A 22,196-nucleotide genomic window follows, 5' to 3' on the forward strand; every position below is an offset into this window, starting at 1 on the left:
AGGAGGTTTTATGGCCAAACAAGAATACAAGCAACTTCCTAAACGAGCCGAAGTCCATAGCGCGACCGAGCAGTTTAAAGACACCGTTAAAACGAGCTTGGGTTTGGATCTATTCAAAGGATTAGGGCTTACGATCAAGGAATTTTTTAGCCCAAGCGTAACCATCCATTACCCTATGGAACAACTCCCTTTAAGCCCACGCTATCGCGCGGTGCATCATCTGCAACGGCTTTTAGACTCAGGATCTGAAAGGTGTATTGGTTGTGGGCTGTGCGAAAAGATTTGCACGAGCAATTGCATAAGGATCATCACGCATAAGGGCGAAGACAACCGCAAAAAGATCGATTCTTACACGATCAATTTAGGGCGTTGCATTTATTGCGGGTTGTGCGCAGAAGTTTGCCCAGAATTGGCGATTGTTATGGGGAATCGGTTTGAAAACGCCAGCACCCAACGCTCCCAATACGGCTCTAAAAGCGAGTTTTTAACGAGCGAACAAGACGCTAAAAACTGCTCGCATGCCGAGTTTTTGGGCTTTGGTGCGGTAAGCCCCAATTACAATGAACGCATGCAAGCCACCCCTTTAGATTATGTCCAAGAGCCTTCAAAAGAAGAATCAAAAGAAGAAACTCCAACAAACCCAGAAAGCCATAAGGGAGATGAAAATGTTTGAAACCATTGCCTTTTATTTCTTTGCGATCCTTACTTTGAGCATGGCGTTAGTGGTGATCACCACCACGAATATTCTCTATGCCATTACCGCTCTCGCTAGCAGCATGGTTTTTATCTCCGCTTTTTTCTTTTTGCTAGACGCTGAGTTTTTGGGCGTGGTGCAAATCACGGTGTATGTGGGCGCGGTCATTGTGATGTATGCGTTTGGCATGATGTTTTTCAACTCCGCTGCAGAAGTCATTGAACGCAAGCAAAGCCCTAAAATCTTGTGCGTTCTTTCATTTGGCGTGGCGCTGTTACTCACCTTGATTTTAAGCGCTCCTAGCATTGGCGAAAACCTTTCTAAGCAAGTCAATTCTAACGCTATTGATGCGCAAATCCCTAACATTAAAGCGATTGGTTATGTGCTTTTTACCAATTATCTCATCCCTTTTGAAGCAGCGGCTTTAATGCTTTTAGTCGCTATGGTTGGAGGCATCGCTACAGGGATTCAAAAAATCCATGGGAAAAATCACACGCAATTTATAAAGGAATCTCTATGATAGGGTTAAACCACTATTTAATTGTTTCAGGGTTGCTCTTTTGCATTGGTTTAGCGGGCATGCTGAAACGCAAAAACATTCTGTTGCTCTTTTTTTCCACAGAAATCATGCTCAATGCGATCAATATCGGTTTTATAGCGATCTCCAAATACACGCATAATTTAGACGGGCAGATGTTCGCGCTCTTTATTATCGCTATTGCCGCTAGTGAAGTGGCTATTGGTTTGGGCTTGGTGATTTTGTGGTTTAAGAAATACAAGAGCTTAGACATTGATTCTTTAAACGCTATGAAAGGTTGAGCATGCAATATTCTTCTTTGCTGTCAGTGGTGTTGTTTTTGCCCTTAATCGGTGCGATTTATGCGGGGCTGTTTGGGGCTAAAGCGAAAGCGTTGCATGTGGGCGTTTTCAATTCTTTGTGCGTGCTGGTTTCTTTCATTGGTGCGGTGGTTCTTTTCATTCAAGCATGGCATCATCAAAGCTATGAAAAATATTTATTTGATTGGATCGTGGTAGGGAATTTTAAAGTCGGCTTTTCTCTCATGCTGGACAATATCAATGCAGTCATGATTGTCGTGGTCACTTTAGTTTCTTTCTTAGTGCATGTGTATTCTATAGGCTATATGGAGCATGATACAGGGTTTAACCGCTATTTTTCCTACCTTAGCGGCTTTGTGTTTTCCATGCTGGTGTTGGTGTTGAGCGATAATTTTTTAGGGCTTTTCATTGGCTGGGAAGGGGTGGGGCTATGCTCTTACTTGCTCATTGGCTTTTGGTATCATAAAACAAGCGCGAATGACGCTTCTATTGAAGCCTTTGTGATGAATCGAATCACGGATTTAGGCATGCTCATAGGGATCATTTTGATCTTTTGGAATTTTGGCACCCTCCAGTATAAAGAAGTCTTTAGCATGCTCAATAACACTGATTATTCCATGCTCTTTTTCATTAGCGTGTTTCTTTTCATTGGCGCTATGGGGAAGAGCGCTCAATTCCCTATGCACACATGGTTAGCCAACGCTATGGAGGGGCCTACGCCGGTGTCCGCTCTCATCCATGCAGCGACGATGGTAACCGCTGGGGTGTATCTGGTCATTAGAGCCAATCCCTTGTATAGCGCGGTGTTTGAAGTGGGTTATTTCATCGCATGTTTAGGGGCGTTTGTGGCTCTTTTTGGAGCGAGCATGGCTTTAGTCAATAAGGATTTAAAACGCATTGTGGCTTATTCCACGCTTTCTCAATTAGGCTATATGTTTGTAGCGGCCGGTCTTGGGGCTTATGCGATCGCGCTTTTCCACCTCTTTACGCATGCGTTTTTTAAATCCCTCCTTTTCTTAGGATCAGGCAATGTCATGCATGCGATGGAAGACAATTTGGATATTACTAAAATGGGTGCTTTATACAAGCCTATGAAAATCACAGCGATCTTTATGATTATAGGTTCAGTGGCTTTGTGCGGGATCTACCCTTTCGCAGGATACTTTTCTAAAGACAAGATTTTAGAAGTGGCTTTTGGGATGCACCACCACATTTTATGGTTTGTGCTTTTGATTGGGGCGATCTTTACCGCTTTTTATAGTTTCAGGCTCATCATGCTGGTGTTTTTTGCGCCCAAACAGCACGAAATCAACCACCCCCATGAAGCCAAAAATTTCATGCTTTTAAGCATGCTGCCGTTAGGGGTTTTAGCGGTCATTGCCGGGTTTTTTGAAGAGCCGTTTTTTCATTTTATTTCTCAAGTGATCCCTAGCGTTGGAGAGTATCTAGTCCCGCTCGCTCTTTTAATCAGTATCACCACCATAGCGGTGTTATTGAGCATCGCCTATGCCATATTTAAATATAAAAATGGTATCACTTCCAAAAAAGAGGGGGGCTTTTTATACAAACTCTTGCTCAACCAATACTATATCCCGCAACTTTATCAAGGGATTGCAAAAGTTTTTAGCACTATTGCTTCATTCTTACACCAAGTCGTGGAATTAAGGATCATTGATGCGATAGTGGACACTATAGGAAGAAGCGTTTTTGTTATAGGGCGTGTGTTTAGAATCAGTCAAGATGGGAATTTAACCTCCATGCTACGCTTCATGGTGGCCGGGGTTTTAATCTTACTAGCGTTTGTAGCTTTTTTTGGGAGATAAACAATGCAGTTTTTACATGCGCATCTTTTAAGTGTGGTGATCTTTTTCCCCATGCTGAGCGCGCTATTAGCGTTCTTTATGAGCGATCAAGCGAGCAGGGCGTATGCGATTGTCATCGCTTTGATTGAATTGTTATTGGTTTTGTTGCTATGGCATGGGTTTGATATTCAAACAGCAGGCATGCAGTTTGAAGAAACAAAGGAATTAATCTATCAAATTGGCGTGAATTACCATGTGGGCGTTGATGGCATCGCGCTCTTTTTGTTGCTCTTAAACGCTATCGTGGTGTTATTGTCCGTGATTTATGTCAAAGAGCGTCGTAAAGACTTTGCGATTTGTCTTTTATTGCTAGAGGGGATTTTAATGGGCGTGTTTTCTTCTCTCAATATGATCTTTTTCTACGCTTTTTGGGAAATCTCGCTCTTGCCGGTTTTATACCTCATCGGTCGTTTTGGCCGTAATAATAAGATCTATTCTGGCATGAAGTTTTTTCTCTACACCTTTTTAGCGTCATTGTGCATGCTCTTAGGCATTTTATACATTGGGTATTACTACGCTAGCAATTACGGTATGATGAGTTTTGATATTTTAGACTGGTATCAGTTGAACTTTTCTAGCGGGGTTAAAACCTGGCTCTTTGTGGCTTTCTTAATAGGGATTGCGGTTAAAATCCCGCTCTTTCCCTTACACACATGGTTGCCTTATGCGTATTCTAACGCTCCTACTCTAGGCTCTGTCATGCTTTCAGCCTTGCTTTCTAAAATGGGGACTTACGCCTTATTACGCTTCTTGCTCCCGCTTTTTCCTGAGCTTTCAGAAATTTATTTAACCCCCATAGCCATTGTGGCGCTATGCATGATCATTTATGGAGGTTTTCTAGCCTACGCTCAAAAAGATTTAAAAACCCTCATCGCTTATAGCTCGTTCTCGCACATGGGAGTCGTGGTGCTTGGGGTTTTTTCTTTCAATGTTGAAGGGATTTCAGGGGCGGTGTTTATGATGTTTGCGCATGGTATTATCGTCATGGGGTTATTTTTACTCGCTGGTATTTTGGAAGAGCGCACCAGCAGTTTAGAAATCGCTCGCTTTGGATCCATCGCTAAAAGCGCTCCCGTTTTTGCAGCCTTTTTTATGATCGTTTTAATGGCGAATGTGGGCATGCCTTTAAGCATTGGTTTTGTAGGAGAGTTTTTGAGCTTGTTAGGGTTTTTTGCCACTTACCCTCTTTTGGCTATCATTGCCGGAACAAGCATTATTCTCTCAGCGATTTACATGCTCACCTCATATAAAGATGTCTTCTTTGGCAATTTGAAAGCCGGGAACAATCAAATCAGCGTGTTTGAAGATTTGAACGCTCGTGAGGTAGGGGTTTTAAGCGTGATTTTAGCTTTGATCTTAATTTTAGGGATTTATCCTAAAATGCTTTTAAAACCGATTGAGCAAGGCTCTAAGCAGCTTTTAGAGGTGATAGAAATCCGCTCGCTCCCTTTTTTAGGTTCATTGGACACTAAGATAAAAGAGGTCTCTTATGTTAATAGATAGTCTCCACATCTCTTTTGATAGCTTTAGTTTTGAGAGCATTTTACCCATGCTGGTGTTGGTGTGTGGGGGGATTTTCACGCTCTTAATCAACGCTTTCACTTCTAGGTTTTCACGCAATTTGAATGTGTTTTTATGCATGCTTTTTTTGGTTTTGGATTTTTTGGTGGTTTTAGGGTTAGAAGAACAAGAAAACGCCTTTTTTGGGTTTTTAAGCCTAGATACCCTCTCGCTCATCTCTCAAAGCATTGTCTTGATTTCAGCCTTTTTGCTCATTTTCTTAGCCCTTTCAAAAGAGTGCTTCAACGAATTTCAAACCGCTGAATTTTATTCCTTATACTTGTTTATTGTCGCTGGCTTTCAGTTCATGGTTTCAAGCAACCATTTGTTGTTAATCCTTATTGGGTTAGAAACAGCATCCTTGCCCCTTTGTGTGTTAATGGCGTTGAGCGATAAACGCTACGGCTTGGAAGCAGGGATCAAGTATTTCACTATGGGGGCGATGGCGAGCGCGTTTTTTGCTATGGGGGCTATGGCTTTTTACTTGCTTACAGGGAGCTTGAATCTTGAAGTCATTACCCTATACTTGCACACTGAGGGTATCACAAACCCCATGCTCTTTGCGATGGGCGCTATTTTTTTGATTGGAGCGATTGGCTTTAAGGTTTCTTTAGTGCCTTTCCATACCTGGATGCCTGATGTGTATGAGGGCAATAACCCAGTCTTTGCGAGCTATATTTCCATTGTGCCTAAAATCGCTGGCTTTGTGGTAGCGACTCGTCTTTTTGGGGCGTTTATAGACACCCGTATCGCTTGGGTAGAAGACATTTTTTATGTTTTGATCCTTATGACTATCACCATCCCTAATTTCATTGCTTTATGGCAAGAAGATGTCAAAAGAATGCTCGCTTACAGCTCCATTTCGCATTCTGGGTTCGCTTTAGCATGCGTGTTTATCCACACTGAAGATAGCCAACAAGCGATGTTTGTTTATTGGTTCATGTTCGCCTTCACTTACATTGGGGCTTTTGGCCTTTTATGGCTCTTAAAAAGCCGGGAAAAAACATGGGATGAACGCTACGATCACCCCTATTCTAAATTCAACGGCCTTATCAAAACCCACCCTTTAGTGGCGATCTTGGGCGCTATTTTTGTTTTTGGGCTTGCAGGGATCCCGCCTTTTAGCGTGTTTTGGGGGAAATTTTTAGCCGTTGAAAGCGCACTAGAAAGCAATCACATTCTTTTAGCGGTGGTGATGTTAGTTAATAGCGCGGTGGCTGCGTTTTATTATTTCCGTTGGCTCGTGGCGATGTTTTTCAATAAGCCCTTACAAGCCCAAGGCTACGCTCAAAACGATATTTACACCCAAAACGCTACCATGCCCATTTATGCGGTTATTATTGCCATGGCGTTAGCGTGTTTGTTTTCTGTTTTTATGATGCGAGGGCTTTTAGAGTTTGTGGCTTAAGTCAAAAATCTTTCTTTTAATGGGCTTGCTCTCCCATTCTCTCAATGCCTTAAGCTTGACGCTCACGCAAGGCAAAGAAGGGGGGGAAGATTTTTCGGTTTTAACCTTACGACACAACAAGGCGTTTTCTTGTTTTTATGCTAATGAAAAACCGCCAAGCGGGATTGAAGCGTCTTTATCCATTATACACGCTAAACGCCCCATAGAATGCGTGATATACTCCATCCCTAAGGAGGGCTTTACCCCTTTAGAAAACGCTTTTTTCAATATCACCTATTCTATGCGCCAACAACAATTCATTTTACACATCAAACCCAAAGTGATGCGAAGGCTCACCCTTTTTTCTTTTGATAGGGATTATAAAAAAGCGATCCCCCTTTTTGTGGAAAACGATCCTAAAGCCAAAATATGGCAAATCATAGGCTATGATCAAAATATCCCTTTTTTGAGCGAAAAAGACAACACCCAAAAAGGCTTGAATTTCCCCATTGTCATTAAAGACGCTCAAACCCCTATCATTCAAGAACTGGATGTGAATAACAAACCCCTACTCACCACAAAGGGCTATGACTTAAACGCCTATTTAGAGGCTAAAAAACAAATGGATTCGCAAGCCTATTTTGACGCTTTACGCACGATCAGCCGCGCATTTAAAAACTACCCTCAAACGATTTTTAAAAAGGATTTGTATTTATTAGAAATTATCGCATTGGGCCAATTAGGCATTAAAAAATCCTTACTCATAGATATTGGCACCAAGTGGATTAAAAATTACCCAACTGACCCCAATATCCCTGAAGCACTATATTATGTCGCCAAAGCTTTAGATGAAAACAACAATTACAAACAGGCCATGCGTTATTACAAACGCATTCTTTTAGAATACAAAAACTCCCGCTACGCGCCCTTAGCCCAAATGCGTTTAGCCATTGAAGCGGCTGAAGGCTCTGATTTGAGCAACGCTAACATGCTTTTTAAAGAAGCTTTTTCTAACGCCAAAGACAAAGAGAGCGCGAGTGAAATCGCGCTTAATTGGGCTGAAGCAGAGATAAACTATCAAAACTTTAATAACGCTAAATACCTCATTGATAAGGTGGTTCAATCCAACCCTGATTATATTTCTAAACACAGCGAATCAGCCCTAGACTTGCTCAAGTTATTGAAAAAAAACCAGATGAATGAAAGCGCGATTGAGATCGCTCACTTGCTCCTTAATCAAGATGATGACTTGAAAGCTAAAGAGCAAGCGCTCTATGATTTAGGGGTGCTGTATGCAAGGATCAAGGACTTTAAAAACGCCCATCTTTATAATCTGCGATATTTGCAAGACCATGCGGAATTGGATAAAGCCTCTGTCGTTAGAGCGCGCGATGAAAAAGCCCTTTTTTCCATGGAAGGGAACACGCAAGAAAAAATCGCTCACTACGATAAAATCATTCAAAATTTCCCTAATTCTAATGAAGCCCAAAAAGCTTTAGAATTGAAAGCCCAGCTCTTGTTTGAAAATAAGCGTTATGCTGAAGTGTTAAGCATGCAAAAAAATTTGCCTAAAGATTCTCCTTTGATCCAAAAAACGCTCAATATCCTTGCTAAAACCCCATTAGAGGACAATCGTTGCGAAGAAGCCTTAAAATACTTATCCCAGATCACCGCCTTTGAATTTACCCCCAAAGAAGAAATCCAAGCCTTTGATTGCTTGTATTTCGCATCGCTCAAAGAAAAAGCGCAAATTATTGCCCTAAACGCTTTAAAAGCGGCTAAAACCCCTAGCGAAAAATTAATATGGCTTTATCGTTTGGGGCGCAATTACTACCGCTTAGGGGATTTTAAAAATTCCACTCTGGCCTCTAAAGACGCTTTAATCCTCGCTCAAAGCTTAAATAAAAAAGAATTTTATGATATTGCTTTTGTTTTATTTTCAGATTACATGCAAAACAATGAAAAAGAATTGGCGCTCAATTTGTATGCGTTTTTAGAAAAATATTTCAAAGACGATAAACGCATGGCGTTGGTTTATTTTAAATTGCTAGAGAATGAAAAAGACCCTAAAAGCGTCAAAATTTATGCCACAAGCTTACTCAAACTCCAAGACGCTTACAAGGACTATTCTTACACGCCCTTTAGCGAATTTGCTCTCATTGACGCTTACAGAACCACCAAAGATTATTCAAAAGCGTTAGAAACGCTAGACAAACTCTTAAACCGCAGGCTTTCTTTAGAAGATCACCAAAAAGCCTTATACTTGCAATCCAGCTTATTAGATTTAACCAATCAAAAAGCAAAATCTAGAGCCAGTTTAGAAAAATGCGTTCAGTTAAAACAAAAAGATCAAACAAACGCATGGCAAAATTTATGCGAACAGGGTTTAAATTTATTCAAAAACAAGGAGTCATGACATGGACATCAGCATTTTTAGAGAATACGATATTAGAGGCATTTACCCCACCACTTTAGATGAAAAGAGCGCCTTTAGTATCGGTGTGGAGTTAGGGAAAATCATGCGAGAATGCGATAAAAGCGTGTTTGTAGGGCATGACGCAAGGGTGCATGGGCGTTTTTTGTTTGAAGCTTTGAGCGCGGGGCTGCAATCAAGCGGCTTGAAAGTGTATGATTTAGGGCTAATCCCCACACCGGTAGCGTATTTTGCGGCCTTTAATGAAATCAATGGCATTCAATGCCCTAATTCCATCATGATCACTGGCTCTCACAACCCCAAAGAATACAACGGCTTTAAAATCACGCTCAACCAAAACCCGTTTTATGGAAAGGACATTCAGGCTTTAAAAAACACGCTTTTAAACGCAAAGCATGAAATAAAACCTCTCAAAGAAACACCAGAGAAAGCCAATGCCCTAGAAGCGTATCAGCGCTATTTGATCAAGGATTTTCAGCATTTAAAAAATCTTAAATACAAAATCGCCCTAGATTTTGGCAATGGCGTGGGAGCGTTAGGGTTAGAGCCGATTTTAAAGGCTTTAAACATTGATTTTAGCAGCCTTTATAGCGATCCTGATGGGAATTTCCCTAACCACCACCCAGACCCTAGCGAAGCGAAAAATTTAAAAGATCTAGAAAAACACATGCAAGAAAACGCTATTTCTATAGGCTTTGCTTTTGATGGCGATGCGGATAGGATTGCGATGCTAAGCTCTCATCATATTTATGCGGGCGATGAATTAGCGATTTTATTCGCTAAACGCTTGCATGCTCAAGGCATCACCCCCTTTGTGATAGGCGAAGTCAAATGCTCTCAAGTGATGTATAACACGATTAATACTTTTGGCAAGACGCTCATGTATAAAACCGGGCATAGCAATCTAAAAATCAAGCTCAAAGAAACCAACGCGCATTTTGCGGCTGAAATGAGCGGGCATATCTTTTTTAAAGAGCGCTATTTTGGCTATGATGACGCTCTTTATGCATGCTTAAGGGCTTTAGAATTATTGCTTGAACAAAGTCCAAGCGATTTGGAAAACATTATTAAAAACCTCCCCTATTCCTACACCACGCCTGAAGAAAAAATCGCCGTGAGCGAAGAAGAAAAATTTGAAATCATTCACAACTTACAAGAAGCGCTTAAAAACCCGCCAAGCCATTTCCCTAAAATCAAAGAAATCATCAGCATTGATGGCGTGAGGGTGGTTTTTGAACATGGTTTTGGGCTTATTCGCGCAAGCAACACCACCCCCTATTTAGTCAGCCGCTTTGAAGGCAAGGATGAAACAACGGCGTTAGAATATAAAAGGGCGTTGCTTGGGATATTAGAAAAACTTTAAAATAGAGCTTGGGATAATCTCATCTTATATCCCTTGCTCTTAAAAGCATAAATCAATTAAACAAGTTGCTTTAAAACCACACATAAAATCATAAGATCTCAAATTTTTTGCACTATTTAAGCTAAGCCTAAGCCTATTATAATGAAAAGTTTTAAATCAATCGTAAAGGATTTTTATGAATACAAAGGGCAAAAATAAAAATGCTTCTCATCTCACTCACGAAATGAAAAAGGAACATGGGGGTCTTGCAAAAGCAAGTGAAAAAGCTGAAATGCAACCAATCTTGGAAGCACTATACTATGTGGCTAAAGAAGAATCTGAAGGATATAAAAAAGCAGCTGAAGGATATAAACAGGTGCTTGAAGCAAAAGAAAAGGCAGATAAAATCTTAAATACTTTGAAAGCAATCAACCATGACAATAACATAATAGACATAGAACCCGAAGACGAAAAGGACGAGTAATCAATAGTTCTTTTTAAAAGCATTATAAAAAGCTTATGGCTTGGTATGTATGAAGCCTTTTTTATTATCAAAATACCTGCGATTTTAAGCCGCTATCAACCACACTGCAAGGTTACTTTTATATTATTGTTAGGCTTATGGCAGTATTTTCTACTCTAACACCATAATAAGGCATGTGCAATAAAAAGCCTGATGATTGTTAATCTGTGATCTTTAATTTTTTGGTGCAACAAAGCCTAAAAACCTTAAAGAAGAAATTAATAGCATAACAAACCAAACCAGCACCATAAAGGGGCAAATTGACAACACAAAAAGAGATTTTGTTGCTATTCTTGGGATCTTTGCTGCTATCTTTATGGCGTTTGATGGTGGGATTAAAATTAATTTGGCTATTTTTGATAAGAAAGGGCTAGATGGTTTAATTGCCTTATGCTTATTCATGTTCGCATCGTTTTTCACTCTCATTTTATTACACTCTCTCTATCGTTTTGTAAAAGATATTGCAAACAGCAATTAAAACCCCAATAAAACTGACTCAAAAGAATATAAAGTCTCCATTGTTTTGCTTATCGTAATTTTTATTGCGGTGGTAGTTGTGGGTGTAAAGACTTATAAGAATTAAACCCACTTATGAAAACTTTTGATACACCAACACCACCGATTTAGGTGTAGAGCTAAGGCTAAAACAATGATTGGTGGCTTCATTGAGCGAGCCAGAAAAGAGCGTTTTTAAACGCAAGTTTTTTAAGGGGTATTTGAGGTTTTTAGAAGTGAATCGGGCTTTAAGATCCAAGCTAAAAAGCGAGATTTGCTCACCCTTAAAACTGGGCAAAGTAAAAGGGGTTTCTAGCACCCTAAAAAGACCATAATCGCTTATGGCTTGGATTTTTTTGCAAAATTTAAAATACTCCAACAATAAAAAAGTGTTCGCTAGGGCGTGATCTTCTCGCTTGCCATTCAACCCTAAAAAAATAAAATCATCACAGCCCCTATTCAAGGCATAAAAAAAGGCTTTGGACAAATCGTTGCTGTCTTGTTCGCTCACGCATATAGGGTTATATAAGGCTTTCAAATGCGAATCAATGCTATCTAGATCGCCTATAACAACGCTGGGTTTGAATTGAAGCGCATGCAATGATATAACAGCCCCATCGCATGCGATTAAAAAGGGAGCGTTTTTTAGAATGTCTAAGCATTTTTGGGATTTAGGAAATTCCCCATTCGCTAAAATCACTGCTTGCATGACTGGTTCCAGCGGTTAAAATAATACAAGCCAATAAAAAGGTATAGAATCGTTGTGAAGAGTTGTACCAAACTCTCTGTAGAAATTTGAAAAATACAAAACCACACGATAATGGACACGATATTCCCCAAAGTTACTAGCGCATAATTTTCTATATAGCGCAAAACTTGTAAAATAAAAGCAATAATAAAAATGACGAAATTAAAACTCTCTGCCCATAAAAAATTTGTTTTAATCTCTTTAAAAAACAAAGCGCTCACATAAGTTAAAACCCCTATGCCTAAAATGAGCGCAAAACGCCAATTTTTGGGAAGTTTTTGAGCCTTGATAACGCCCTCACGCTGCTCTGTTTTTTTCCATGCGAATAGCCCATAAATCGTTACTGGCATATACAAAAAAAGGCATAAAATCACATCAGCGTTTAATTTCCACTGATAAGCGACATAAGCGTAACTCAAATTATAAACAAGACCAAATATAAAGCAAATCGTTTGCCTTTCTCCGGCAAAAAACGCATACAAAACCCCACTAAGCCCCGCTAAAAGATTGATAAACGAGCCTTTGACAAGGATGTTAGTGATGGTTAAAAACACGCAAGCGAGAATGAGCGTGGCGTAAAATCGTTTGGATAGTTGGGTGGTTATTAACATGTTATTCCTTACGCAAGAATTACCTTGACAAGTTCTACGGGTTTGATCTCAGCCTTTTAAAAACTTGAGCGTTTTAAAAAGCACCCCTTAAATGCTCCTTATTGTAACACAAATCCATGAGAACGCGCTTTAAAGTTTTTTATATCCCCCTCCATTTAATGCTATTTGAGTTAAATCACCACCCTAATTTAACGCAAAGCCTAGAACAAAGCCCAAAAACACACACAAAGCTAAGAATGACCAAACCCTCTACAAGTAAGTTGCTAGGATGCCCGCAATACGCTGAAATTTCATGGATAGCGACAATAAAGGGCATCGTTAAAAGTGCCATATAAAAATCTCTCAGTCTTGCCCCTAACACAGCGTCATGAAACATGCCAAAAAACCTAGCCTTAAAAATGGCTTTGAGAAACCTAGGATATCTTACTTGGAAAGATTTATAAGGATCCCTATCTCGTGGGTCAAATAAAAGGTTAGACAACAAAGCCGCTATTAAGACTGTTAGCCATGCATAATAACTATCTTTAGGGCTAAAAAGTGGATCGACAGCGCCTAGGCTATAAGGGAATGTGGATATGCATCCCGCATAGACTATGGCCACTGCCCATTGATATTCCCAGTCGCTCAAACGCTTTTTTGAGCCATTCAAATTCTCTTTTGTGGTATCCATGTTATTTCCTTCCCCCCCATCACCTTGGCTCATTTAAGATCACCAAGCATGCCCAAAACTATAGCCGTAATCATAAAAATCACGGATAGGTTCTCTTGGGGCTTGTGGCTCTCTATCAACGCCACGGATAAAATCTTCTACCCTATCGCCTATTTCAGCTCCAGAATATGCCCCTATTCCACCACCAATACCTGCACCAAACACAGTATTCCACGGACCTCCAAGAGACCCAATCATTCCACCCATTGCACCACCCATTGCACCACCAACAGCTTCCCCCCAAAATCTGCCTAATTCACCCCTTGCCTCTATTTTAGGACTAGCTATAGCCACATTAGCCATTGCACCGCATAAAACCACTACACAAGTTCTTAATCCACTCATAACAAATCCTTTCATCAATTGAGATTCAAGGCGTATTTGGCACACCTTGATAGGAATATTTAACCACAATTGTATTAAAAGCATTGTTACAAATCAGCAAAAGATCACAAAAAAGATAAGTAGATGTTTTGTTTATTCACAAATTACAGGATTAAAGTAAATGATTGGTTTTTAGCATTTTTAAGCGTTTTAGAGTGTTAAGTTTCAAGCATTAAAGCCTTTAATTGCGTTTTTACACCAACCGCTTAAAAATTGAACGCCTATTTTGAATACATTAGACGCTTTTTTATTTTTATGCTAAACTATTTTGAGTTTTGACCGATATGACTTCATACAGAGGTTAAACCAATCATAAATGGTAGGGTTAATTCCATCTCGCTCTGTAATAGGTTTGAAACCATGCATCTAAGATTGACTCCTATCTTGTAAGTGCCATACTGCAAGTTCCCATAATAAAAACTTCTAAAAATAAAAACCTACAGAGCGAGATGGAATTAACCTTTTTATGATTACAAAGAATAGCCAATCTTAAACAACATAAAGGCAATACAAGCCCCATAATATCATTAATCGCTATTCAAAATCACAGATATTTTAATACAGCGTTCAATTTTTGAAAACAAGAGCCCACTCACAAATCTTTTAAAAGCAAATTTTTATACCATGTTGCGGGCTTTCGTGTTAGAATGCGTGTTGAATTGGTTTTAGGAGTGTAAAAATGCAAGTTTCACAATATCTGTATCAAAACGCGCAATCTATTTGGGGGGATTGTATTTCCCATCCGTTCGTTCAAGGCATAGGGCGTGGGACTTTAGAAAGGGATAAATTTCGTTTTTATATCATTCAGGATTATTTGTTTCTTTTAGAATACGCTAAGGTATTTGCTTTAGGTGTAGTTAAGGCTTGTGATGAAATAGTGATGAGGGAGTTTTCTAACGCTATACAAGATATTTTGAATAACGAGATGAGTATCCATAACCATTACATTAGAGAACTTCAAATCACTCAAAAAGAATTGCAAAACGCGCGCCCCACTCTAGCGAATAAATCCTATACAAGCTACATGCTCGCTGAAGGGTTTAAGGGTTCTATCAAAGAAGTTGCGGCGGCTGTTCTGGCTTGCGCTTGGAGCTATTTAGTGATCGCACAAAATTTAAGCCAAATCCCAAACGCTTTAGAACATGCCTTTTATGGGCATTGGATTAAGGGCTATAGTTCCAAAGAATTTCAAGCGTGCGTAAATTGGAATATTAATTTGCTTGATTCCCTCACCCTCGCTTCTTCAAAACAAGAAATTGAAAAATTAAAGGAGATTTTTATCACTACAAGCGAATACGAATATCTGTTTTGGGATATGGCGTATCAAAGTTGAATAAAAGTTTTTGTGCTGTTAGAAAAACGCAAGAGAAGAAAATATCTATCTCTTGCAAAACGATTATTGAGCGTAAGCTTCTAGTTTGAGCTCAATTTTTACCTCATCTCCAACGACAGCATCATTGAATGTTTTACCGATACCAAAATCCTTGCGGTTGATTTTGCCTTCAGCTTGTAACACCATGAATTCTTTTTTGTTCATGGGGTTTTGTAAAGGGGCTTGGATCTTGGCTTCCAATACGACAGGTTTGGTTACGCCATGAAGGGTCAAATCCCCATGGATTTTACCATCTTCGTATTTGGTCATTTTAAAGCTCCCTTTGGGGTATTTCATGGCATCAAAAAACTCTGCTGTCCTTAGGTGGTCATCTCTTTTTTTGTTCCTAGTGTTAATGCTTTTAATATCAATTTTACCTTCAAAAACATTGAGAGTCTTGGTATTAGGATCGGCATCAATTTTGCCATCAAAACTATCAAACACGCCTCTTGTTTCATTGAATTTGAAGTGTTTGACCTCAAACCACACGCTAGAGTTTGCCTTATCAATCGTATAAGGTTTTGCAAACGCCAAACTAACACCCAAAAGGGTGAACATTAACGCTTTTTTCATTGTTTCCTCGCTTCATTTTGAATTAAAACGCCAACTATACAACAAATTGGTTAATGGTAAAATACTCCTAATCATCTGTTTTAAGGTATAATACAAAAAATCCCCATTAGGTAGGTGTTGTTATGATAAAAAAGACCCTTGTATCAGTTTTATTAGGATTGAGTTTGATGAGTGTGTTAAATGCCAAAGAATGCGTTTCGCCCCTAACAAGAAGCGTTAAATACCATCAGCAAAGCGCTGAGATCAGAGCCTTGCAATTGCAAAGTTACAAAATGGCAAAAATGGCCCTAGACAATAATCTCAAGCTCGTTAAAGACAAAAAGCCAGCCGTCATCTTGGATTTAGATGAAACCGTTTTAAACACTTTTGATTATGCGGGCTATTTAGTCAAAAATTGCATTAAATACACCCCAGAAACTTGGGATAAATTTGAAAAAGAAGGCTCTCTTACGCTCATTCCTGGAGCGCTAGACTTTTTAGAATACGCTAATTCTAAGGGCGTTAAGATTTTTTACATTTCTAACCGAACGCAAAAAAATAAGGCATTCACTTTAAAAACGCTCAAAAGTTTTAAACTCCCCCAAGTGAGTGAAGAATCCGTTTTATTGAAAGAAAAAGGCAAGCCTAAAGCCGTTAGGCGAGAATTAGTCGCTAAGGATTATGAAATCGTTTTACAAGTGGGCGACACTTTGCATGATTTTGACGCTATTTTTGCTAAAGACGCTAAAAACAGCCAAGAACAACGAGCTAAAGTCTTGCAAAACGCTCAAAAATTCGGCACTGAATGGATCATTTTACCCAACTCTCTTTATGGCACATGGGAAGATGAGCCTATAAAAGCATGGCAGAATAAAAAATAAAATTTATCCATCGCATAAGAACGATTTTTGCTAACATGACAAAAAATTTGATCTCTTAGGCGGAGGCGGAGCTATGGATTTTGTAGGGTTTGAAGATTTAAAATGCAAAGATAAAGAAAACTCTCAAAAAGTTTTTGTGATCCGTAACGACAAGTTAGGCGATTTTATTTTAGCCATACCCGCTTTAATCGCTCTAAAGCATGCTTTTTTAGAAAAAGGCAAGGAAGTGTATTTGGGCGTGGTTGTGCCTAGCTATACCACCCCAATCGCTTTAGAATTCCCTTTCATTGATGAAGTCATTATAGAAGACAACCATTTGAGCGCTACTCTCAAAAGTAAATCCATTGACGCTCTTATCTTTTTATTTTCTAATTTTAAAAACGCCAGACTCGCTTTTAGTTTGAGGAAATTTATTCCTTATATCCTAGCCCCAAAGACTAAAATCTATTCTTGGCTGTATCAAAAGAGCGTGCGCCAAAGCCGATCGTCATGCTTAAAAACCGAATACGAATACAATTTGGACTTAATCCATGCGTTTTGTAAAGATCACAATCTCCCTAACGCCCAACTTAAAAAAATCGCATGGAAGCTTAAAGACAAAGCCAAAGAGCGATTGATCATCGCTTCAAAACTCAACGCCAATGTTGGTTTGTTGTGGATTGGCGTGCATATGCATAGCGGAGGCAGTTCGCCCATATTGCCTGCCTCACACTTTATTGAGCTGATTGATTTTTTACACAAGAATTTGAGTTGTGAGATCATTCTTATTTGCGGGCCAAGCGAGAGAAAAGCCACAGAAGAACTCCTTAAAAAAGTCCCTTTCGCTCACCTCTATGATACGAGCCATAGTTTAGTGGATTTAGCCAAATTGTGCGCGAATTTAAGCGTCTATATTGGGAACGCCTCAGGCCCTTTGCATGTGAACGCTTTATTTGACAACCAATCTATCGGGTTTTATCCTAACGAACTCAGCGCTTCTATTGCCAGATGGCGGCCTTTTAATGAGCGTTTTTTAGGCATCACCCCGCCTAATGGCTCAAACGATATGGGTTTGATTGACATCAAAAAAGAGGGTGAAACCATCCTTGAATTTATCGCACCCAATCTTTCTTGCCACACACAAGAAAGATAACGACAGCAAACACCACACAAGCAACCTTAACAACGCTAAAAAATTTAATCTGATTAAAGTGGTTTTTCACATTCCTAAATTAAAATTTCTAATTTCCTCATAAATTGAGCCTTGAGAAATCCAATTTGAGTTTAAGTTAGATTAGCCCTTGCAGGCTCTATAAGGCTATTAATTTATTGCCCATTTATCTATTTCTTGTAGAATACGAGTTTATTTTTAGCGTGAAGAAATTGATGATTAGCCTGATAGAAAAAGCCCCTTACATTCCTTACCCCCTGGCTCTTTATGAAAAATTAGAGCGCGAACACACCTTGCTTTTTGAAAGCGCTGAGATTGAGAGCAAAGCGCACACCAAATCTCTATTAATGGCTAAAGCCTGTTTGAAGCTAATTTGCAACCACAATATCGTAACCATCACTAGCCTGACGCCTAATGGCGGGGCGTTTTTGCAAAGATTGAGCGCGTTTTTTAAAACGCCTATACAGGACAATGCCCTAACCTTAATTTATACCAAAGATAAAAAAATCCAAGATGAGTTTTTAAAACTCTTTGAGCCTAGCCCTTTTAACGCTTTGAGGGGGCTTTTTAAAAGCGTTAAAACAGAACCTAAACACCCTTTTATGCTTTTTAGTGCGGGCGTTTTTTCTTTTGAAATGCTCAATTTTTTTGAAGATTTACCTAACTTAAAAGCACAAGACAACACCGCGCATGACTTTATTTTTTATGTCGCGCAAAATTTGATCATCATAGACCATAAAGAAAAAAGCGCTGAAATCTTGGGGGCGTGTTTTGATGAATGCTTTAAAACAGAGATAGCTGAAGAATTACAGGATTTAAAAAAGTTGGCTAAAAACATTAAAAGCGATTTTATCCCTAAAAAAGCTAAGCAAAGCACAGAAGTTAGCGTTAGTTGTGATGATAGCGAGTTTGAAAAAAAGGTGCTGTCCTTACAAGAAGAAATCAAAAAAGGCGAGATCTTTCAAGCGGTGTTGTCGCGCAGTTTTTATATGGAGTGCTTGGAGGGTTTGAGTGCGTATTATTATTTAAAACTAACTAACCCTAGCCCTTATATGTTCTATATCAAAGACAGCGATTTTATCCTTTTTGGGGCAAGCCCTGAGAGCGCTTTAAAATACAACGCCCTAATGAATACGGCTGAAATTTATCCCATTGCTGGCACTCGTTTAAGAGGTAAGGACAAACAAGGGAATATTGATTACGATTTGGATAGTAAAATGGAATTTGATTTGCAACACGACTATAAAGAAAGGGCTGAACACATCATGCTAGTGGATTTAGCCAGAAACGACATGGCTAGAGTTTCAAAAAAACGCTATTGCGACAAGCTTTTAAAAGTGGATAAATATTCCAATGTCATGCATTTAGTCTCAAGGGTTGTGGGTGAATTGAAAAAAGGGTGCGATAGTTTGCATGCTTACAGGAGTTTTATGAACGCCGGCACGCTTAGCGGAGCGCCTAAAATCTCTGCGATCAGGCTCATTTACCAACTAGAAAAGCAAAGGAGAGGCTCTTATGGGGGGAGCGTAGGGTATTTAAATAGCGAGGGTTCTATGGATTCTTGCATCACTATCCGTTCATGTTTTGTTAAAAACAATAGAGCAGTGATCCAAGCAGGAGCCGGTATCGTGTTAGACAGCGTGCCGCAAAACGAAGCGAATGAAACAAGAGCCAAAGCGCAAGCCCTTATTGATGCGATCAGGAAAACAAGCTTATGAAAATCTTTTTTATAGATAATTTTGATTCTTTCTCTTACAACTTGGTGTATGAATTAGAGTGTTTGGGTTATGAAGTGGCCGTTTATCAAAACGATATTGATCCGAGTTATCTCATGGGCTTAATGCATGAAGAATCAAAAACCCCTTTATTGTTCATCTCACCCGGGCCTGGTAACCCTAATAGTTCAGGCAATCTTTTAAAAATCATTGAAATGGCTAAAAAGAAATTCCCCATTTTAGGGGTTTGTTTAGGCTTGCAAGCTTTAGCGCAAAGCTATGGGGCTAAAATCATAAGGAGTAAAGAAATCGTGCATGGCAAAGCGACGACTATCGTGCTCAAAAAGCATGCCGTTTTTAAAGGATTAGGGGAGAGCATGGTGGTGGGGCGTTACCATTCTTTAATGGCAAGCGGGTTGCCTAAAAATTTAGAAGTGATCGCTGAGCATGACAATATCCCTATGGCTATTGTCAATGAAGAAGATAAGATCCTAGCTTACCAATTCCACCCTGAAAGCATCATGACTTTACAAGGGAGGGCGTTGTTAGAGCAAAGCGTGGGGTTTTTAAAAGAGCTGTCATGAAAGATATTTTAAACGCTCTTTATCATCAAAAAGACTTGAATGATGAAGAAGTCAAAAAGTTATTCACCCTTATTATTAATGAAAAAGTAAGCCCGGCTCAACTTGGGGCCATTTTATGCGCTTTAAAAATCAAGGGCGAGAGCTTTAAGGAGATTAGCGTTGCTGCAACCACGCTTTTAGAGCATGCCCCTAAGCCCTTTAACAGCGGCTTGGATCTAATAGACAATTGCGGTACAGGGGGCGATGGGTTAAAAACGATTAATATTAGCACGATTGCCGCGCTCATTGCCAGCTCTATGGGATTACCTATGGCTAAACACGGATCAAGGAGTGTGTCCAGTCATAGCGGGAGCGCGGATTTGTTGGAAAATTTAGGCGTGAATATTGAAATGAACCCCACACAATTAGAAAATTGCTTCAAAGAATCGCACTTTGGGTTTTTATTCGCGCCTTTATACCATCAAAGTTTTAAAAAATCCGCCCCCTTAAGAAAAGAGCTTTTCACTAAAACGATTTTTAATTGCTTAGGGCCCTTAATCAACCCCTTAAGGCCAAAAATCCAGCTTTTAGGCGTGTATGACAGATCCTTGTGTAAGACTATGGTGCTAGCGTTGAAGGCTTTGGGCGTTAAAAGGGCGATGGTAATTAATGGAGGAGGCACAGATGAAATCGTGTTGCATGACATTACGCATGCGTGTGAATTGAAAAATAACGAAATTTTAGAGTATGACTTGAGCGCTAAAGATTTTGACTTACCCCCCTATGATTTGAAAGAATTACAGATTGAAAACGCCAAAGAAAGCGTTCAAGCGTGTTTAGATATTTTAGAAAATAAAGGCAAAAATTCGCACACAATGGTGGTTGTGGCGAATGTGGCGAGTTTGTTGTATTTAAGCCATAAGGCTAAAGATTTAAAAGAGGGTGTGGGCATGACTTTAGAGCATTTAAAAACCAAAGCGCCTTATACGCATTTGCAAAAAATCATAAGGTTAAGCCATGCCTAGCGTGTTAGAAAACATCCTTAAAGACAAACTCTTAGAAGTCTCCGCACTCAAAAAAAATTACGCCTTACCGGTAAACATAACTCCAAGCGATAGGGATTTTAAAAAAGCGTTATTGGAAAAAAGGACAAGCTTTATTTTAGAATGTAAAAAAGCATCGCCCTCTAAAGGTTTAATAAGAAAAGATTTTGATCTGTTAAAAATAGCCAAGACTTATGAAAAATTTGCCTCCTGCATTTCAGTTTTAGCTGATTCTAAATATTTTTTAGGCTCTTATGAAAACATTAAAATTGTCTCGCAGCATTCCAATAAGCCAATTTTATGTAAAGATTTTATCATTGACGCTTTTCAAATCAAACTCGCTAGAATGATGGGAGCTAATGCGGTGCTTTTAATGCTAAGCGCATTAGATGATAAAAATTATTTAGAGCTTTTCAACCTCGCCAAATCCTTAAACATGAGCGTGCTGACTGAAGTTTCCAACCAGCAAGAAATTGAGCGCTTGCTCAAACTCCAATACGACATTATAGGCATCAATAACAGGGATTTACACACCCTAACAACCGACATTAACAACACGCTCAAATTACGCTCTCTCTTGCCTAAAGATGTGCTTGTGGTGAGTGAGTCCGGTATTTATTCGCATGCGCAAATCAAAGCCCTAGCCCCTTATGTGAGTGGCTTTTTAGTGGGCAGCTCTTTAATGAAAGAAAAGGATTTGAAAAAAGCGTGCATTAAATTGATTTTAGGCGAAAATAAAGTGTGCGGGCTTACAAGAATCAAAGACGCTAAAGCCGTTTATAAAAACCATTTTATTTATGGGGGTTTGATTTTTGAAAAATCTTCGCCCAGATACATCAAGCCTAAAAAAGCCCTAAAAATCACAAAAGCGGTTAAAAAATTGGATTTTGTGGGCGTGTTTGTGAAAGATAGCATTAAAAAAATTCAAAAAATCGCCAAAAAGCTTGATTTAAAAGCGGTGCAGCTTTATGGCTATTCGCCTAAAGAAATCGCTCAATTAAAAAAAGCGCTCCCTAAAACTTGCGCGATCTGGCAAGTAGTGAATGTGGCGGATTCTAAAGATTTAGTCCCTAAAATTCAAGAAGCCTCTCTAATCTTATACGACACTAAAGGGGATAAAATGGGAGGCAATGGCGTGAGTTTTGATTGGGAAATTTTAGAAAATATCAAAACGCCTTTCATGCTAGCTGGGGGGCTTAATTTGGATAATATTCAAAAAGCCTTGAAAGTTAAAGCGTTGGGTTTGGATTTCAATTCCGGTTTAGAAATAAGCCCTGGGATTAAAAATAAGGATAAAATCAAGCAATTAGCCCGAATTTTAAGAGAGTATTAAA

22 protein-coding genes and 1 riboswitch are annotated in these 22,196 nt (G+C 39.3%); of the genes, 16 read left to right on the forward strand and 6 right to left on the reverse strand.

Features of this window, described 5'->3' with window-relative positions; all coding sequences use genetic code 11:
- Positions 1–10: 10 nt before the first annotated feature.
- From nuoI to EAL44_RS02695, 9 genes are all read left to right on the forward strand, one after another.
- Positions 11–673 (forward strand): NADH-quinone oxidoreductase subunit NuoI, encoded by a 663-nt coding sequence (gene nuoI, locus EAL44_RS02655; RefSeq protein WP_120847941.1) that lies wholly within the window; start codon positions 11–13, stop codon positions 671–673.
- Complete coding sequence (locus tag EAL44_RS02660) at positions 666–1,214, forward strand: NADH-quinone oxidoreductase subunit J (RefSeq protein ID WP_000464191.1); 549 nt, start codon at positions 666–668, stop codon at positions 1,212–1,214. Before nuoI ends, EAL44_RS02660 begins: the two co-directional genes overlap by 8 nt.
- Positions 1,211–1,513: an NADH-quinone oxidoreductase subunit NuoK gene (nuoK, locus tag EAL44_RS02665; protein ID WP_000579754.1), complete on the forward strand. Its 303-nt coding sequence runs from the start codon at positions 1,211–1,213 to the stop codon at positions 1,511–1,513. The genes EAL44_RS02660 and nuoK overlap by 4 nt, the downstream gene beginning before the upstream one ends.
- A 2-nt stretch (positions 1,514–1,515) precedes the next feature.
- Positions 1,516–3,354, forward strand: coding sequence for an NADH-quinone oxidoreductase subunit L (nuoL, locus tag EAL44_RS02670; protein ID WP_121074409.1), 1,839 nt, complete (start codon positions 1,516–1,518; stop codon positions 3,352–3,354).
- Positions 3,355–3,357: 3 nt separating this feature from the next.
- The gene (locus tag EAL44_RS02675; protein WP_121074412.1) at positions 3,358–4,896 is read left to right on the forward strand and encodes an NADH-quinone oxidoreductase subunit M; all 1,539 of its coding nucleotides are present in this window, start codon (positions 3,358–3,360) and stop codon (positions 4,894–4,896) included.
- On the forward strand, positions 4,883–6,361 hold the full coding sequence (gene nuoN / locus EAL44_RS02680; protein ID WP_121074415.1) for an NADH-quinone oxidoreductase subunit NuoN: 1,479 nt from the start codon (positions 4,883–4,885) through the stop codon (positions 6,359–6,361). The genes EAL44_RS02675 and nuoN overlap by 14 nt, the downstream gene beginning before the upstream one ends.
- Positions 6,351–8,756, forward strand: a complete 2,406-nt coding sequence (locus EAL44_RS02685) for a tetratricopeptide repeat protein (RefSeq protein ID WP_121074420.1) — start codon at positions 6,351–6,353, stop codon at positions 8,754–8,756. The genes nuoN and EAL44_RS02685 overlap by 11 nt, the downstream gene beginning before the upstream one ends.
- Position 8,757: 1 nt before the next feature.
- Entirely contained in the window at positions 8,758–10,137 is a 1,380-nt protein-coding gene (locus tag EAL44_RS02690; RefSeq protein ID WP_121074423.1) for a phosphomannomutase/phosphoglucomutase, read from the forward strand.
- 175 nt (positions 10,138–10,312) lie between these two features.
- Positions 10,313–10,600, forward strand: a complete 288-nt coding sequence (locus EAL44_RS02695) for a hypothetical protein (protein ID WP_121074426.1) — start codon at positions 10,313–10,315, stop codon at positions 10,598–10,600.
- A 213-nt stretch (positions 10,601–10,813) separates the two neighbouring features.
- Here EAL44_RS02695 and EAL44_RS07835 read toward each other — a convergent pair whose 3' ends face one another.
- The 5 genes from EAL44_RS07835 to EAL44_RS02720 all read right to left on the reverse strand — a co-directional run bounded on the left by EAL44_RS07835 (position 10,814) and on the right by EAL44_RS02720 (position 13,562).
- Positions 10,814–11,041, reverse strand: a complete 228-nt coding sequence (locus tag EAL44_RS07835; protein ID WP_162970328.1) for a hypothetical protein — start codon at positions 11,039–11,041, stop codon at positions 10,814–10,816.
- Positions 11,042–11,228: 187 nt separating this feature from the next.
- Positions 11,229–11,843 (reverse strand): thiamine diphosphokinase, encoded by a 615-nt coding sequence (locus EAL44_RS02705; RefSeq protein WP_121074429.1) that lies wholly within the window; start codon positions 11,841–11,843, stop codon positions 11,229–11,231.
- Positions 11,831–12,493, reverse strand: a complete 663-nt coding sequence (pnuC, locus tag EAL44_RS02710) for a nicotinamide riboside transporter PnuC (protein WP_121074432.1) — start codon at positions 12,491–12,493, stop codon at positions 11,831–11,833. Before pnuC ends, EAL44_RS02705 begins: the two co-directional genes overlap by 13 nt.
- Positions 12,481–12,591, reverse strand: a riboswitch (TPP riboswitch). Its footprint overlaps the gene before it by 13 nt.
- A 77-nt stretch (positions 12,592–12,668) precedes the next feature.
- Complete coding sequence (locus tag EAL44_RS02715; protein WP_121074435.1) at positions 12,669–13,163, reverse strand: hypothetical protein; 495 nt, start codon at positions 13,161–13,163, stop codon at positions 12,669–12,671.
- 39 nt (positions 13,164–13,202) lie between these two features.
- The gene (locus EAL44_RS02720; RefSeq protein ID WP_121074438.1) at positions 13,203–13,562 is read right to left on the reverse strand and encodes a glycine zipper domain-containing protein; all 360 of its coding nucleotides are present in this window, start codon (positions 13,560–13,562) and stop codon (positions 13,203–13,205) included.
- A 703-nt stretch (positions 13,563–14,265) separates the two neighbouring features.
- On the opposite strand from EAL44_RS02720, the gene tenA reads away from it, so the two are divergent.
- A complete protein-coding gene (tenA, locus tag EAL44_RS02725) occupies positions 14,266–14,919 on the forward strand; it encodes a thiaminase II (RefSeq protein ID WP_121074441.1) in 654 nt (217 codons plus the stop codon).
- Positions 14,920–14,982: 63 nt separating this feature from the next.
- On the opposite strand, the gene EAL44_RS02730 is transcribed toward tenA, so the two are convergent.
- The gene (locus tag EAL44_RS02730) at positions 14,983–15,531 is read right to left on the reverse strand and encodes a YceI family protein (RefSeq protein WP_121074444.1); all 549 of its coding nucleotides are present in this window, start codon (positions 15,529–15,531) and stop codon (positions 14,983–14,985) included.
- A 122-nt stretch (positions 15,532–15,653) separates the two neighbouring features.
- Here EAL44_RS02730 and EAL44_RS02735 point away from each other — a divergent pair, with 122 nt between their 5' ends.
- The 6 genes from EAL44_RS02735 (at position 15,654) to trpCF (ending at position 22,195) form a co-directional block, all read left to right on the forward strand.
- A complete protein-coding gene (locus EAL44_RS02735) occupies positions 15,654–16,391 on the forward strand; it encodes a 5'-nucleotidase, lipoprotein e(P4) family (protein WP_121074447.1) in 738 nt (245 codons plus the stop codon).
- Between the two features lie 73 nt (positions 16,392–16,464).
- A complete protein-coding gene (locus EAL44_RS02740) occupies positions 16,465–17,523 on the forward strand; it encodes a glycosyltransferase family 9 protein (RefSeq protein WP_121074450.1) in 1,059 nt (352 codons plus the stop codon).
- A gap of 233 nt (positions 17,524–17,756) precedes the next feature.
- Positions 17,757–19,259, forward strand: coding sequence for an anthranilate synthase component I (gene trpE, locus EAL44_RS02745; protein ID WP_121074543.1), 1,503 nt, complete (start codon positions 17,757–17,759; stop codon positions 19,257–19,259).
- On the forward strand, positions 19,256–19,840 hold the full coding sequence (locus tag EAL44_RS02750; RefSeq protein WP_121074453.1) for an aminodeoxychorismate/anthranilate synthase component II: 585 nt from the start codon (positions 19,256–19,258) through the stop codon (positions 19,838–19,840). The genes trpE and EAL44_RS02750 overlap by 4 nt, the downstream gene beginning before the upstream one ends.
- A complete protein-coding gene (gene trpD, locus EAL44_RS02755) occupies positions 19,837–20,844 on the forward strand; it encodes an anthranilate phosphoribosyltransferase (RefSeq protein ID WP_121074456.1) in 1,008 nt (335 codons plus the stop codon). The genes EAL44_RS02750 and trpD overlap by 4 nt, the downstream gene beginning before the upstream one ends.
- Positions 20,837–22,195 (forward strand): bifunctional indole-3-glycerol-phosphate synthase TrpC/phosphoribosylanthranilate isomerase TrpF, encoded by a 1,359-nt coding sequence (gene trpCF, locus EAL44_RS02760; RefSeq protein ID WP_121074458.1) that lies wholly within the window; start codon positions 20,837–20,839, stop codon positions 22,193–22,195. The genes trpD and trpCF overlap by 8 nt, the downstream gene beginning before the upstream one ends.
- The last annotated feature ends 1 nt before the right edge of the window (position 22,196 follow it).

The organism is Helicobacter pylori (assembly GCF_003637685.1).
Classification (GTDB): Bacteria; Campylobacterota; Campylobacteria; order Campylobacterales; family Helicobacteraceae; genus Helicobacter; species Helicobacter pylori_CJ.

Coding starts and splice junctions, on each gene's coding strand:
- nuoI (WP_120847941.1), top strand. CDS start 11: ATGGCCAAACAAGAATACAAGCAACTTCCTAAACGAGCCGAAGTCCAT.
- EAL44_RS02660 (WP_000464191.1), top strand. CDS start 666: ATGTTTGAAACCATTGCCTTTTATTTCTTTGCGATCCTTACTTTGAGC.
- nuoK (WP_000579754.1), top strand. CDS start 1,211: ATGATAGGGTTAAACCACTATTTAATTGTTTCAGGGTTGCTCTTTTGC.
- nuoL (WP_121074409.1), top strand. CDS start 1,516: ATGCAATATTCTTCTTTGCTGTCAGTGGTGTTGTTTTTGCCCTTAATC.
- EAL44_RS02675 (WP_121074412.1), top strand. CDS start 3,358: ATGCAGTTTTTACATGCGCATCTTTTAAGTGTGGTGATCTTTTTCCCC.
- nuoN (WP_121074415.1), top strand. CDS start 4,883: ATGTTAATAGATAGTCTCCACATCTCTTTTGATAGCTTTAGTTTTGAG.
- EAL44_RS02690 (WP_121074423.1), top strand. CDS start 8,758: ATGGACATCAGCATTTTTAGAGAATACGATATTAGAGGCATTTACCCC.
- EAL44_RS02695 (WP_121074426.1), top strand. CDS start 10,313: ATGAATACAAAGGGCAAAAATAAAAATGCTTCTCATCTCACTCACGAA.
- EAL44_RS07835 (WP_162970328.1), bottom strand. CDS start 11,041: ATGAATAAGCATAAGGCAATTAAACCATCTAGCCCTTTCTTATCAAAA.
- EAL44_RS02705 (WP_121074429.1), bottom strand. CDS start 11,843: ATGCAAGCAGTGATTTTAGCGAATGGGGAATTTCCTAAATCCCAAAAA.
- pnuC (WP_121074432.1), bottom strand. CDS start 12,493: ATGTTAATAACCACCCAACTATCCAAACGATTTTACGCCACGCTCATT.
- EAL44_RS02715 (WP_121074435.1), bottom strand. CDS start 13,163: ATGGATACCACAAAAGAGAATTTGAATGGCTCAAAAAAGCGTTTGAGC.
- EAL44_RS02720 (WP_121074438.1), bottom strand. CDS start 13,562: ATGAAAGGATTTGTTATGAGTGGATTAAGAACTTGTGTAGTGGTTTTA.
- tenA (WP_121074441.1), top strand. CDS start 14,266: ATGCAAGTTTCACAATATCTGTATCAAAACGCGCAATCTATTTGGGGG.
- EAL44_RS02730 (WP_121074444.1), bottom strand. CDS start 15,531: ATGAAAAAAGCGTTAATGTTCACCCTTTTGGGTGTTAGTTTGGCGTTT.
- EAL44_RS02735 (WP_121074447.1), top strand. CDS start 15,654: ATGATAAAAAAGACCCTTGTATCAGTTTTATTAGGATTGAGTTTGATG.
- EAL44_RS02740 (WP_121074450.1), top strand. CDS start 16,465: ATGGATTTTGTAGGGTTTGAAGATTTAAAATGCAAAGATAAAGAAAAC.
- trpE (WP_121074543.1), top strand. CDS start 17,757: ATGATTAGCCTGATAGAAAAAGCCCCTTACATTCCTTACCCCCTGGCT.
- EAL44_RS02750 (WP_121074453.1), top strand. CDS start 19,256: ATGAAAATCTTTTTTATAGATAATTTTGATTCTTTCTCTTACAACTTG.
- trpD (WP_121074456.1), top strand. CDS start 19,837: ATGAAAGATATTTTAAACGCTCTTTATCATCAAAAAGACTTGAATGAT.
- trpCF (WP_121074458.1), top strand. CDS start 20,837: ATGCCTAGCGTGTTAGAAAACATCCTTAAAGACAAACTCTTAGAAGTC.